Origin of the sequence: Streptomyces sp. NBC_01216 (genome assembly GCF_035994945.1) — a bacterium.
Taxonomy (GTDB): domain Bacteria; phylum Actinomycetota; class Actinomycetes; order Streptomycetales; family Streptomycetaceae; genus Streptomyces.
This window is the reverse complement of record NZ_CP108677.1, coordinates 401,748-415,046: the sequence shown is the minus strand read 5'-3', so window position 1 is coordinate 415,046 and position 13,299 is coordinate 401,748. Positions and strand designations below refer to the sequence as shown.

General features: G+C 72.7%; 7 protein-coding genes. 2 read left to right on the top strand and 5 right to left on the bottom strand.

Features of this window, described 5'->3' with window-relative positions; genetic code table 11:
* Positions 1-622 precede the first annotated feature (622 nt).
* On the top strand, positions 623-2,266 hold the full coding sequence (pgm, locus tag OG393_RS01795) for a phosphoglucomutase (alpha-D-glucose-1,6-bisphosphate-dependent) (RefSeq protein WP_327372732.1): 1,644 nt from the start codon (positions 623-625) through the stop codon (positions 2,264-2,266).
* A gap of 275 nt (positions 2,267-2,541) precedes the next feature.
* Here the strand turns inward: pgm and galK are convergent, their stop codons facing one another.
* Both galK and galT read right to left on the bottom strand, forming a co-directional pair.
* Positions 2,542-3,675 carry a galactokinase gene (gene galK / locus OG393_RS01790; RefSeq protein WP_327372731.1) on the bottom strand — a complete coding sequence of 378 codons (1,134 nt, stop codon included), beginning with the start codon at positions 3,673-3,675 and terminating at the stop codon, positions 2,542-2,544.
* 139 nt (positions 3,676-3,814) lie between these two features.
* Entirely contained in the window at positions 3,815-4,921 is a 1,107-nt protein-coding gene (gene galT / locus OG393_RS01785) for a galactose-1-phosphate uridylyltransferase (RefSeq protein WP_327372730.1), read from the bottom strand.
* Positions 4,922-5,486: 565 nt separating this feature from the next.
* Between galT and OG393_RS01780 the strand changes: the two genes are divergently transcribed.
* A complete protein-coding gene (locus OG393_RS01780) occupies positions 5,487-7,208 on the top strand; it encodes an alpha-galactosidase (RefSeq protein WP_327372729.1) in 1,722 nt (573 codons plus the stop codon).
* 237 nt (positions 7,209-7,445) lie between these two features.
* Here the strand turns inward: OG393_RS01780 and OG393_RS01775 are convergent, their stop codons facing one another.
* From OG393_RS01775 to OG393_RS01765, 3 genes are all read right to left on the bottom strand, one after another.
* Positions 7,446-10,328 carry an AAA family ATPase gene (locus tag OG393_RS01775; protein ID WP_327372728.1) on the bottom strand — a complete coding sequence of 961 codons (2,883 nt, stop codon included), beginning with the start codon at positions 10,326-10,328 and terminating at the stop codon, positions 7,446-7,448.
* A gap of 191 nt (positions 10,329-10,519) precedes the next feature.
* Positions 10,520-11,746, bottom strand: a complete 1,227-nt coding sequence (locus tag OG393_RS01770) for an ROK family transcriptional regulator (protein WP_327372727.1) — start codon at positions 11,744-11,746, stop codon at positions 10,520-10,522.
* A complete protein-coding gene (locus OG393_RS01765; RefSeq protein ID WP_327372726.1) occupies positions 11,746-12,234 on the bottom strand; it encodes an ATP-binding protein in 489 nt (162 codons plus the stop codon). Before OG393_RS01765 ends, OG393_RS01770 begins: the two co-directional genes overlap by 1 nt.
* Positions 12,235-13,299 lie beyond the last annotated feature (1,065 nt).

Sequence of the window (13,299 nt, the reverse complement as noted above, 5' to 3'; positions counted from 1 at the left end):
GGGGGAAGGCCGCGGGGCGGGGGCCCGGGGGTGCCGCGCGTCCGGCGGAGGGCTCGCGTGTGGCGTTCCTCCGGTGGCCCGCCCATGGTCTCCCTGTGCCTGTCGCCGGGTCCGTGTCGCCGGGAGGGGATTGTGGTGACGTTTCGGTCTCGTCCGGGGAGTGTGGGGGGTTGGGGAGGCATGACGGATAGGTAGTCCGCCGGGTAGCCCGTCGGGGCGGTGTGGGGGGGCGTGGCCGGGGTGGGGAACGGGCCCGCGCGCCGGTCGCCGGACCCGCCGGTTCCACCCGGCGGGCTCGGGAGTGCGAGCGGTGCGGCCTGCCACAGCCGGGGCGGCGCACTCACCGAATGTTTGACTATGGTGAGTTACGTTGAATAATCTCAGTCCGCCGGCGAGCGAGTGGGTTCGGCCGTCGGCTCCTCCGCCCGGCTCTCCGGGCGTCGTCCCGCTCCCTGAGAGCCGGCCCTGGGCCGGGCGGTCGCGCCCGTACGTCCCTGAGTCCGGCCGCCCCACTCGTCGGCGGCTCGCCCCGAGGGCGTTTCCGGTCGTCCCCCGACGCGTTCGCCCCATCCAGCACGCCCTTCACGGGCGCACCCGCCGACACCCCACCGAGGACCTCGCGATGACGCATCCCCGAGCCGGAAAGCCCGCGCTCGCACACGATCTGATCGACGTACCGTCACTGATCACGGCGTACTTCACCCTGCGGCCGGACCCGGAGCTGGCGGCGCAGCGGGTCGCGTTCGGCACGTCCGGGCATCGCGGCTCGTCTCTGGACACGACGTTCAACGAGGACCATGTCGCGGCCACCACCCAGGCCGTCTGCGACTACCGGGCGGCCCACGGCGTCACCGGGCCACTGTTCCTCGGCGCCGACACCCATGCGCTGTCCGAGCCGGCCCGGGTCACCGCGATCGAGGTCCTGGCAGCCAACGGGGTCACCGTGATGGTGGACCGCGAGGGCGGAGCCACTCCGACACCCGCGGTATCCCACGCGATCCTGCGCTGGAACCGAGGCCGCCGCGGCGCCCCACCGGCCGACGGCATCGTGCTGACACCCTCGCACAACCCGCCTCGCGACGGGGGGTTCAAGTACAACCCGTCGCACGCGGGTCCCGCCGGCTCCCGGACCACCGCCTGGATCGAGGCCCGTGCCAACACGCTGATCGCCGCCGGACTCGAGCACGTGCGCCGGATCCCCTACCCGCGTGCCGTGCGGGACGCCACCGTCCGCCACGACTATCTCGGGGCCTATGTCGACGACCTGCCGTCCGTCGTCGACCTCGACGCCGTCCGTGCCTGCGGCCTGCGCATCGGAGCCGACCCCCTCGGCGGCGCGTCCCTGGCCTACTGGCACAGGATCGCCGAGACGCACCGCCTGGACCTGACGGTCGTCAACCCGGTCACCGATCCCACCTGGCGCTTCATGGCGCTCGACTGGGACGGCGCCATCCGCATGGACTGCTCATCTCCCCAAGCGATGGCCCCGCTGGCCGAGCGCAAGGACGACTACGACCTCTGCACAGGCAACGACGCGGACGCCGACCGCCATGGCGTCATCACCCCTCACGGGGGCCTGATGAACCCCAACCACTACCTCGCCGTCGCCCTCGCGTACCTGGGACGGCATCGCGACGGCTGGCCGGTGGAGGCGACTATCGGGAAGACCCTCGTCACCTCCTCGATGATCGACCGGGTGGCGGCGGACCTGGGCCGCGGCCTCGTGGAGGTCCCGGTCGGGTTCAAGTGGTTCGCCGACAGTCTCGGTCGCGGCGCGATGGCCTTCGCCGGGGAGGAGTCCGCCGGCGCGACCTTCCTGCGCCGGGACGGCTCGGTGTGGACGACCGACAAGGACGGCATCCTGCTCGCCCTGCTCGCCGGGGAGATGACGGCGGTCACCGGCCGCAGCCCGTCCGCTCTCTACACCGACCTCACCAGCCGGTTCGGCGAACCCGCCTCCACACGCGTGGACGCCCCGGCCGACCGCGCCCAGAAGGCCGCCCTGACGGCGCTGTCGGCCACGCACGTCCGCACCGATCGCATCGCGGGGGAGAAGGTGACCGCGGTGCTCACCGAGGCTCCGGGCAACGGAGCTCTCCTCGGCGGCCTCAAGGTGTGCACCGACAAAGCCTGGTTCGCGACACGTCCGTCCGGAACTGAGGACGTGTACAAGATCTACGCCGAGAGCTTCATCGGCCCCGACCACCTCGCGCAACTGGTCACAGAAGCGCGCGCGCTCGTCACCGGTGCCCTGGCCTCGGCGTAGAGAGCCGGCCGGGCCCGGCGCACGCGTACGCGGGCACACCGAAGGGCGACACCCTCCCCGGAAACGAGGCGTCCTCCGGCGCGCGGGCACGGCCACGGAGACGTGGACCCCCACGGCACCCCGCGGGGGAGGGGCGCTCACCGCGCGTCCGGTCCCGGTGGCGTCCGCGGGGGAGACGCGGAAGGCCCCCGCGCGGGAGCCTCCCGCCCCGCCGGGAGGGGGCGGGGACGGTCGGCGCCGGCCGGGGGCCGCTGAGCACCGGCGGGCTCGGCTCGTCAGGTGATGCGCCGTGCGCCGGCGGAGGCGGAGGCGGCGAAGATCCGCGGGATCCTGCGGCCCGCTCGCCGGAAGGCCCTCTTCACCGCGCCGGCGACGGTGAGAGCCGTGCCGGTGTCGACGAGGGCCAGCACCGAGCCACCGAATCCACCGCCGGTCATCCGGGCCCCGAGCGCGCCGGCTTCCACCGCCGCGTCCACGGCCAGGTCCGTCGCCGAGCAGGAGACACCGTAGTCGTCACGCAGGGAGAGGTGTCCGGCGGTCAGGACGGGCCCCAGGGCCCGTGGCTCACCGGCGTCGAGCAGGGCCACCGCCTGCTCCACCCTCGTGTTCTCGCTCACCACGTGCCGCACCAGCGGGACCAGGTCCCTCGGCAGCCGGGCCAGTGCCGCCGGCAGATCCCGGGGGTCCAGGTCACGCAGGGAGGGCAGCCCGAGCAGACCGCAGCCACGCGCGCACGCGGCACGCAGCTTCGCGTACTCGCCATCGGCGAGGTCGTGCTTCATCCGGGTGTCGATGACCAGCAGCCGCAAGCCCGCGCTCTCGATGTCGAACGGGACGTGGCGGCTGGAGAGATCACGGGTGTCGAGGAAGAGCGCCGCTCCCCGCCGGGCGCAGACCGACGCCATCTGGTCCATGATTCCGCAGGGAACGCCGACGAAGGCGTTCTCCGCGTACTGGGCCAGCCGTGCCAGTTCGGGGCGGTCGAGGCCGAGACCGTGAAGGTCGTTGAAGGCGGCGGCCACCACGCACTCGATCGCCGCCGAGGAGGAGAGGCCGGCTCCGGTCGGCACATCACTGTCGATGTGCACGTCGGCCCCGCCGACGGGGTACCCGGCCTCGCGCAGCGCCCAGACGACGGCGGCCGGATAGCGGGCCCAGCCGTCCACGCCACCCGGCGTGAGCGTACGGACGTCCAGTTCGACGGCCGGCCCCTGGCCCTGCTCGCTGTACAGGCTTAGCACCCCGTCCTGTCTCGCCCTGACCGTCGCGCGGGCCGCGTGGGGCAGGGCGATCGGCAGGACGAAACCGTCGTTGTAGTCGGTGTGTTCACCGATCACGTTGACCCGGCCGGGGGCTCTCCAGACCCCGGCCCCGACGCCTGCGGCTGCGTCTTCTCGGATGGTACGCATCAGCCGTGCGGCCCTCTCGTGCTCGGATTCCGGGTGAAGGTCGAGGCGTCGACGACGAGGTCGTCCGGTCTCCCGTGGCTCGCTCGCCACGCGCGTCCCTCGCGCGGGCGGGTGGCCTGGGCGACCATGAGGCACCCGCTCACGACGCCACCTCACGAAGACGCCGTGCCGCCGCCTCGGGCACCACGTCGTTGACGAAGGCGTCCATGCCCGACTCCACTCCGGCGAGGTACTTCAGCTTCCCCGCGGTGCGGCGAATGGTGAAGAGCTCAAGGTGCAGGGCCACCTCCTGCCGGTGGCCGGCGGGCGCCTGATGCCACGCGGCGATGTAGGGGGTCGGCTGCGCCTCCCCATGCCGTCCGTCTTCGACGAACAGCCTGTCGAAGCGTTTCAGCAGCTCCAGGTAGAGGCGGGGAAACTCCGCGCGCTCCTCTTCGCTGAGCGCGGTCAGGTCGGGGACCCGCCGGTTCGGGTATACGTGCACTTCGTGAGGCCAGCGGGCGGCAAACGGGACGAAGGCCGTCCAGTGTTCTCCGGCCAGCACCACGCGTACGGGGTCCGCGCGTTCGGCGGCGAGCAGGTCCTCGAAGAGGTTGCGGCCGGTGGCGGCGCGGTACCTCCCGGCCTGTTCGATCACGCGGGCAGTGCGGGGCGGGATGAACGGGAAGGCGTAGATCTGCCCGTGGGGGTGTGCCAGGGTGACGCCGATCTCCGCGCCGCGGTTCTCGAACACGTACACCTGCTGGACATCGGGCAGCGCCGAGAGTTCCGCCGTACGGTCCGTCCACGCGTCGAGGACGAGGCGTGCCCGTGGCTCGGACAGGTCGGCGAAGGAGGTCGCGTGTGCGGCGGTGAAGCAGACGACCTCGCAACGGCCCGTGCCGGCCGCGGCCCTGGCCACCGGGTGCGCGAGACCCGTGCCCTGGACCGAGGCGTCGGCGGCCAGGGACGGAAACCGGTTCTCGAAGACGGCCACGTGGTAGTCGGCGTCCGGGATCTCGCTGAGCCGCCCCTCGCGCGAGGGGCAGAGCGGGCACTCGTCAGCCGGCGGGTGGTACGTGCGCGCCTGTCGGTGCCCGGCGATGGTCACCCAGTCTCCGGTGACCGGATCGCGGCGTATCTCGGACCGGCTCGCCGCCGGCTCGAGTGGACGGGGATCGGCGGCTCCGACACGCGGAGGCGCTCCCTCCGGGTCGTAGTAGATGAGCTCACGGCCGTCCGCGAGCTTGACCGAGGTCTTGTTCATGACTTCCTTCCCTGGGGCTGGCCCTGTTCTGCGCGAACCGACAAGTCGATGAGCATATTCAAACAGAAAACAACAATAGTCAACGGTCTGGAGAGGGGTCGGCTTCCTGTGGCCGCCCCCTGAGTGGAATCGTCCCTCCGCGACGCCGGCAAAGGAGCGGGTGGGTCTCGCCGCCCGGCCGCAGATCGCCCGACGGGGCTGTGGGGGCTTCGCTGTGTGCGGCTCGCGCCGGGCGGCGGGGCCTCATGGCGAGACCCCGACGGGCGCCCTTGCTCCCTGGTCGGCGGCGTGGAAACGGACGAGTTTTCACGGTCTGTGCGGAGCTCTTGACTGCCCTGATACCTGCTGTTTATATGTGCGCCATCACGTTGAATTCTGTCGCTCCGATGACCTGTGTGGCGCAGTCGACGCTGAGCCGATTCACACCATGCCCGCTGTCTCGTGCGGGCCTCTCGCACACGCCTCGCCGTCCCGCCGACGGTCGGCCGTCGCGGGCCCGAGCACCGGATCGCACAGCCCGCCGAAGGCACAGGGCGACCATCCCCAGCCGACCTGAAGAGGACTCATGTTCACTCCCAGCCTCTCCCCCCGCACCTCCCCCCGCCGCAGGAGGGCCACACTGCTGGCCACGGCGCTCGTGCTGTCCGTCGTGCCCCTCTCCACCCTCGGCGCCCCGTCGGCCGCCGCCGTGGACAACGACGTCGCCCTCACCCCGCCCATGGGGTGGAACACCTGGAACTCCTTCGCCTGCCACATAGACGAGGAGCTCATCCGCGACTCCGCCGACAGACTCGTCAGCTCGGGCATGAAGGACGCCGGCTACGACACGGTCGTGATCGACGACTGCTGGTTCGATCCGCAGCGCGACGCCGCGGGCAACCTCCGGGCGGCGCCGGACCGCTTCCCCAGCGGAATGAAGGCACTCGGCGACTACCTGCACTCCAAGGGACTGAAGTTCGGCATCTACCAGGTGCCCACCGCACTGACCTGCGCACAGCGCAACCACGCGTACCCCGGCGCCACGGGCAGCCAGGGGCACGAGCAGCAGGACGCGAACACCTTCGCCTCCTGGGGCGTCGACTATCTCAAGTACGACTGGTGCTCCTCCGAGGGTACCCTCGACGAGCAGATCGCCGGCTTCGCCAAGATGCGCGACGCACTGGCTGACACCGGCCGCCCGATCGTGTACAGCATCAACCCCAACAGCTTCCACGAGAAGACCGGCGCCACCTACGACTGGTCCTCCATCGCCAACCTGTGGCGGACCACCGAGGACATCGCGCCCGCGTGGGACAGGAACAGGGTCAACGCCTACGGCATGGGTGTCCTCGACATCACCCGCATCAACGGCCCCCTGGGCAGCCAGGCCGGCCCCGGTCACTGGAACGACCCCGACATGATGGAAGTCGGCGTGGGGTCCATGAAGCCGGAGGAGTACCGTTCTCACTTCAGCCTGTGGGCCCAGATGGCCGCTCCTCTCATGGCGGGGAACAAGCTCGCCGATCTGACGCCCGAGATCAGGGACATCCTGACCAACCACGAAGTGATAGCCGTCGACCAGGACGGTCTCGGGAAGGCCGCCAGGATCGTCACCCAGTCCGACACCCAGCTGCTGACCGTGCGTGAGCTGGAGGGCGGTGACTGGTCGGTGACCCTCACCAACACCAGCGCCGGGCCCGTCACCGTGACCACCTCGGTCGCCGAGCTCGGTATCGCCGGGGCATCCACCTACACCGTCAGGGAACTCTGGAGCGGGACCACCACGGCCACGAACGGTACCCTGTCCGCCACCCTGGCCTCGCACGCGACCGCCATGTACCGCATCACGCCCGGCGGCCCGATCGACCCCGTCCAGGCCCCGCCGACCGACGGCACCTTCGAGATCGCCCTGGCGGACACCCCGGCACAGGTCATGGACGACCCCGCCTCCTCCGGTGCCGACAACACCCAGATGATCGTGTGGGACCGCAAGCACGGGACCAACCAGCGCTGGATCCTCACGCGCAACGCCGACGGCACCTACGCGGTGAAGAACAAGGCATCCGGCCTGTGCCTCGATATCCGCGGCAGTTTCACCACGGCCGGCACCGCCGTCATCCAGTGGCCCTGCGGCTCGGGCAAGTCCAACCAGAAGTTCTCCCTCCAGCCCGTCGGCGCCCATGCGTACAAGCTGGTCGCCCAGAACAGCGGTCTGGCCGTCACCGCCTCCGGTACCACCAGGGGTTCCGCCCTCACCCAGCAGGGCTCCGCGTCCGACCAGACCTGGACCTTCATCCGTACCAGCTGACCGCGCGGACCATCCGTCCCGGCGGACGACCCGAGGCCGTCCGCCGGGCGGGTGCCCGTGTCCGTCGCACGGGACGCTCCCCCTGATGCCCGGTCACGACCGGCTTCGACGTCGCTTCCTGAGCGGTACCCCGCCCCGTGGGCGGGGTACCGCCATGTCCGCCGAGGCACGCCCCGCCAGGCCCGACGGCTGTCCGGGCGGCTCCGGGAGACGGCGGCCCCACCACCGGCGACGGGGTCAGCGGGTGTCGAGCACCTCCCGTACGCGATCGCGGGTGACACCGAGCTTCTTCAGGGTGCTGGCGACATGGTGCTCGGCCGTACGGGAGGAGATCGCGAGAACACGGGCGATGTCCCGATTCGCGGCCCCTGTGGCCAGCAGCTCGGCGACCTGCCGCTCTCGTGGGGAGAGGTCGGAGCCGTAGGTGCGCCGCCGTGGTCCCGGCCGTGACCAGCCGCTGTTGCGCAGGGCCTGCTCGCAGCGGGCCGCGTCCGCGGTGGCGCCGAGACGGACGAAGACGTCCAGGGCGTGATGCAGGTCATGGGCGGCGCCGCCGGACCGGCCGGCGGCCCGCGCGAGCCCCAGCAGGCCGGCCTGTTCGGCGACCCGGGCCGCGGTGTGGGCGCGCCCGATGGCCTCGAACTCGGAACGGGCACGCCCCAGATACGCGAGGGCGGCTTCCGGGTCGGCATCGGCGGCGAGCAGACCGTGGCACCACTGCACTCCGGCGGCGACCCCGGAGGCGTTCAGGCCCCTGATGCCCTGTGCGGCCTCGTCGACCAGCCGGCGCGCGTCGTCACGCAGGCCGCAGGCGAGCGCGGCCTCGACGGCGGTCGGGAGAAGGTCGACGGGCCGCGCCCACAGACCCTTGTGGCGTCGGACCGCCGCCACCCGCCCCGCCCGCTCCCACGCGCTCGGCGCGTCGCCCTCCAGAAGGTCGAGCCGGGCGAGGGAGGTGAGCGCCAGCGGGCCGATGTCGGCGTTGGCGGCGGACGTGAGGGGGACCAGGGCCTGCCTGGCCCGCGCCCACTGCCCCCGCGCCGTGTCCAGGGTCGCGCCGGCCACCACCAGGGCGAGCCGGATCGTGCTGCGCTCGGGCGTCTCCTGCGCCATGGCCTCGATCCTCTGGTCGAGGCCGTCCCAGTGCCCGGCCGTGAGATCGAGGCCCAGCCGAATCGCCGCGCACCCCAGCTCGATCACCTGGGAGTCGGTGCGGCGCCCGAGTTCCTCCGCCTCTCCCAGCAGCCCGCGCGCCGTCTCGTCACAGCCGCGCGCCATCTCGTAGTAGGCCGCGTTGTGCAGGGCGCGGGCGCAGTGGCGGAGCACGCCGCGATCGGTGGTCCGGCGGGGCAGGCTCGCCAGCAGTGCGCGGCCTTGTGGGTCGCCGACGACCTCCAGGAGGGCGATCCGGTTCGCGAGGACGTCCGCCTGCGCGACGAGGTCGCCGCTGTGGGCGGCGAGCCGGGTCGCCCGCTCTATCAGGGCGAGGTCCGCCGCGAGGGGACGGTCTCCTTCACCGATGCCGGAATAGAGGCCCAGGCTCGACACGGCGGCCGCTTCCAGCGCGGGCCTGCCGTCCAGCTCGTGGATCGCTTGGTCCAGCTCTCCCAGATCGTGCCAGTAGGCGTCGACGTTGGTCAGGGTCCGGACGAGGTGGAAACGGATCTCGCCGCGGATGCCGGTCGGCAGGCCGGGGTCGGCGACGATCCGGCGCAGGACCGAGACGCTGGCCGCCGGATCGGCCCGGAAGGACGCGATCGTGCTGAGGGCCAGGGCGCTGCGGACGCGCTCGTCCGGCGGGAGCGTGGGCTCGGCGAGCAGGGACCCCAGGAGGTCACCGGCGACGCCGTCGTCACCGACGGCCATCGCGTGGTCGGCGGCGGCGAGGGCCCTGGGCAGCCAGGCGGCGATATCGCCGGTACAACGGCTGTGGTGGGCGATCTGCACCAGCGGCGGCTGATGCTGGACCGACAGGACGTCGACCGCCCGGGAATGCAGACGCCGGCGGCGCGGGCCCGGGATCCTGTCGTACATGGCGCGGCGGGCCAGGACGTGGCGGAAGCCGTAGCGGCCGGGTTCACTCTCCATCAGCACGTTGGCTTCCAGGGCCGCGGTGAGGGCGTGCTCCGCCCGCTCCTCGTCCAGTGCCGCCAGTGTGGCGAGCAGTTCCTCGTGTGCGGGGACCGACAGGACGGCGGCGGCGTCGATCACGGCCGCCGCGTCGGCGCCGAGCGGTGCGACCCGGCTGTTCACGGCTTCCTGGAGGGCGCGCGGGACCGCGAGGCCGTCGAGGCCCAGGGGTACCTGCCCGCCGGGGGAGCGGCTGGCGCGGTCGGCGATGACGAGCAGGTCTTCCTCGGCGGCGAGGGGAAGGCCGCCGCTGCGTGCGAACAGTTCCCGGCACAGCGGCCCGGTGGCGGCGCGCCCGATGGCGGAGGTGGCGAGTTCGCGGACCTGCGCCTCGGTGAGGAGCCCGAGGGAGACCTCGGTGCCGCCGATGCCGACAGGCCGCCGGTAGGGCGAGCCCAGGACGCTCCCGTTGCCGGGCAGGTCGCGGGCCCGGTAGGTGAGGACGAGACGCAGCCGGTCAGGTGGGTTGCGGGCGAGCAGGAGCAGCAGGTCGCGGGTGGCCTCGTCGGCCCAGTGCAGATCCTCCACCATGAGGACGACGGGGCCGAGGGCGGCGAGCGTCTCGTGCACGGCGCGCATCAGGAGCTGGCTGCGCGTGTCCTCCCGGGGTTCCGGGCCGGCGGCGGAGGTCAGTCGGTCGGTGATCTCCGGGAGGTAGGGGGCCAGAACGGCGGTGGCGGGGCCGAACCGGGTCTCGGGCCCGATCAGGGGCCACGCGGCCCGCAGCGCGTCGACGGCAGGGCCGAGCGGCAACGGTTCGCGCAGCGGGTGGCAGGCGCCTTTGAGGACCAGCGTGCCCGCGGCCTCCAGACGATGCTCGACCTCGCGCAGCAGCCGCGACTTCCCCACCCCGGCCTCGCCTTCGACGAAGACGACGGAAGGTCCGTCACGGAGAGCGGCCATGAGCGCGCGCATCTCGCCCTCGCGTCCCACGAACGCGAAACCCGCTCGTTGGTCAAGGCCGGGTCTGCCGACGCGCTCCCCCGGCATACCGCCTCCCGGACTCACCAGTTCGCACATATACGGATGTTCATTGTCCCACCCCGCCCGGCGGCCGACCAACGAAGCTGTCCCCGCACAGGAGACCCTCGCCACCGGGCAACGGCGGGCGACGCCGCCCCGGTGTGTCCGCCGACGGGGCGGCCGAGGAAGACGGAGCGCCCTTCGCTTCCAGGCATCCCTCACCCGCCCCGGGTCTGCGAGGGGATGGTTCGACGCGCCGCCGCCCCCAGGGCCGGGGCGGGCCGAGGCTCCGGATGTCCCCCTTCCGACAACACCAGGTCGACACCGCCCAGCAGCGGCGCCCTGCGCCCCAGCGCCGAGCACGTGACGGGCGCCGTGGAGAACGGCAGCGAGCGCAGTACGGACCGCAGCGGCTCCACCAGCCCCGACCCGGGGGACGAGAAGGCGCCACCGAGCACGATGACCGTGGGGTCGATGAGCAGAGTTGCCGCCGTCACCGCCTCGGCGAGCAGGGAGACGGGGTCCCCACAAAGGTCCGGGAGTCCGGCCCGGCCGGGCGGCCCCCCGGGGTCGCTGTCGGCGGCCCTCCCATCGCGGCCGAGCAGCCTTCGCAGGGCCGCGCCGTCCAGGTACGCGTCCAGACATCCGGACCGTCCGCACCCGCAGCGCCGTCCGCCGGGGCACACGGTCAGGTGGCCGAGGTTACCGGCCTGCCCGGTGCGACCGCGGTGGAGGGCGCCGCCGATCGTCATGCCGAGTTCGACCCGCTCGCCGCAGGTCACGTTGAGTATCGTGTGCGCGCCGGCCTGCTCGCCGCGGCAGAACTCCGCGAGAGCGCCGAGGGCCGCGCCGCTCTCGACGGTGACGGGGATCTGCCAGCGGTCGCCCAGCAGCCGCGCGACCTCGGCCGGCCGCAGGCCGTCCTCCCCGGGCCGGGGAGCCGGCCGGCCGGCACCGTCGGGCGGGGCCGCGGCGCTCACCACCACGGTCGCCCCCAGCAGGGTCTGCGGTCCGGCCGCGAAGTCCGCCAGGGCCTGCTCCGCGGTGGCCAACAGCCGCTCCGCGTCCCGTGCGTCGGACCCGGAGGTACGGAGCACCCTGCGTTCCGCCACAGGACGGGAGCGGCATCCCGCCGCCACGGCCAGGTGACGGGGGCCGACCTCGACGGCGAGGGCGGTGCCCGCGGACCGGTCGAAGGAGACGAGCACGGGCCGGCGTCCGGGCCCGCCGTGCGCGAGGGCGCGTTGAGTGACCAGGCCCTGTGACTCCAGTTCGGCGGCGAGGCTGGACACGGTGGTCGCGGACAGGCCACTTCGCCGGACGAGTTCCTGCCGCGTCGTCGGTCCGTGGTGCCGGAGCAGGGCGAGCAGGAGGGCCCGGTGGCGCGCCCGCAGCCGGGTCGGCCCGCACGTGCCGAGGCGCTCGCCGCTCGTGTCGGCGGCCATCACCGGACCGCTACCGCCGTCGCCGGGACGGCTGTCCCGGGTGTCAGGCGCACCCGGGCCACGGCCACGGTCCCACCGCTACCGGAGGTGACCGTGCAGCGGTCGGTGAGCGCCCGCACGAGCTCCAGGCCCCGGCCGCACGGGGCGTCGTCGTCGACGGTGCTCCGTCGTGCACCGTCCCGCTCCCGCCACCGACCGCAATCGCGCACCGTGATCAACAGGTGTCCGGGCCCGATGCCCACCAGGACGGCCACCGAGCGGCTGCCACTGTGCAGGACGGCGTTGGTCACGAGCTCGCTGACGACCAGACACGCCGTGTCGCAGGTACTCTCGGGCAGCCCGAGACGCCGGACGCAGTACCGGACGAAATGCCGCATCCGTCGTACGGAGGATGCGCTCGCGGCCGCGACGCACAGCGCCCTGGAGCACTTCGTGGGTGCGCGGTCCGTACGGTCGCCCGCGGGTACGCGAGCACTGGTGGTGATCATGGTCAGCCTCCCCGGCGTCATGCTGGTGGGGTCGCGGAGCGGGGCGTCCGGCAGCGCGCGGCCGACCTGGGGGCCTGGGAGGTCCGGTACGGCGGAAGCGGGGCATCGGAGGCCGTGGGCACCGCGGCGGTGAGATGCCACGCGCTCCCGGCGGGCGAGGGACACAACGTGGCCTCGTCGCCGGAGTGGCCGAATCTCATCTACGAACGGGTTTCCTGGCATAGCTCCAGGAAAAGGCTGAATCGGGTGCCGAATCCATGGCCGGAGAGCTTGATTCCGGTCTCGTTTCACGCGACTTGTGCGGGTGCACAGAGGGGTTCGCCCCCATGGATGGGGGAGGGGAGTGTCCCGGCCGCGGAGCGTCAGGGTAGGCACCCGGCGGGGAGTAGGTAGTCACTGGGTAGTCACGACGGCGCCGACGGGAAGTGCGCACCCGCGCGCCCCGCGTCCGTCGGCGCCCCGCGGCCCGTCCATCCCGACGTCCGTGGCCGCGCGCCGATGGGAAGGCGGCCGAGGGCTCCGGCGCCGCAACGGATCACGCCGAAGCGCACCCCGCAGGCGTCGCGTCTCTCCGGACGTGTGTGCGCCAGGGCGTCACCGCCCGACCGGAGTCACTCGGCGGGCTCCGGGAGCCCTGTCGCGGCGGAATGTCGTGCGCATCGCATCGCGCGCGCGGAGTGCAGCCCGCGGAAGTCCATCCCGAACGAAGCCAGTTGTTGTTTTCTGTGGGATTCCTTGACAGCGGCATGTCTCCATCGCACACTCTCAATCGCCAAGACGCACACTCGTCCACCTTCGGGTCTGTGTCCTCGTCGTCTCACCCGTCGGGACCTCCCAGTCCGACGCAGGCCGGCGATGCGCCCCGGTATCCCGAGTCGCCCTCATGGGCACCGTCCGCGCGACGCTTCGACCGCCGCTCCCAGGCGTTCCACCGCCGAAGCCGCGGCGGTCGCGAGCCGTCCCGCCATCCGCGGGACCTCGAACCGCCGGTCGACTGTCACCGGTGCGGTTTCCGCACGGGGAAGGCACCCATGCCTACCCGTGCCCGAACCCGTCCCGGGCCGC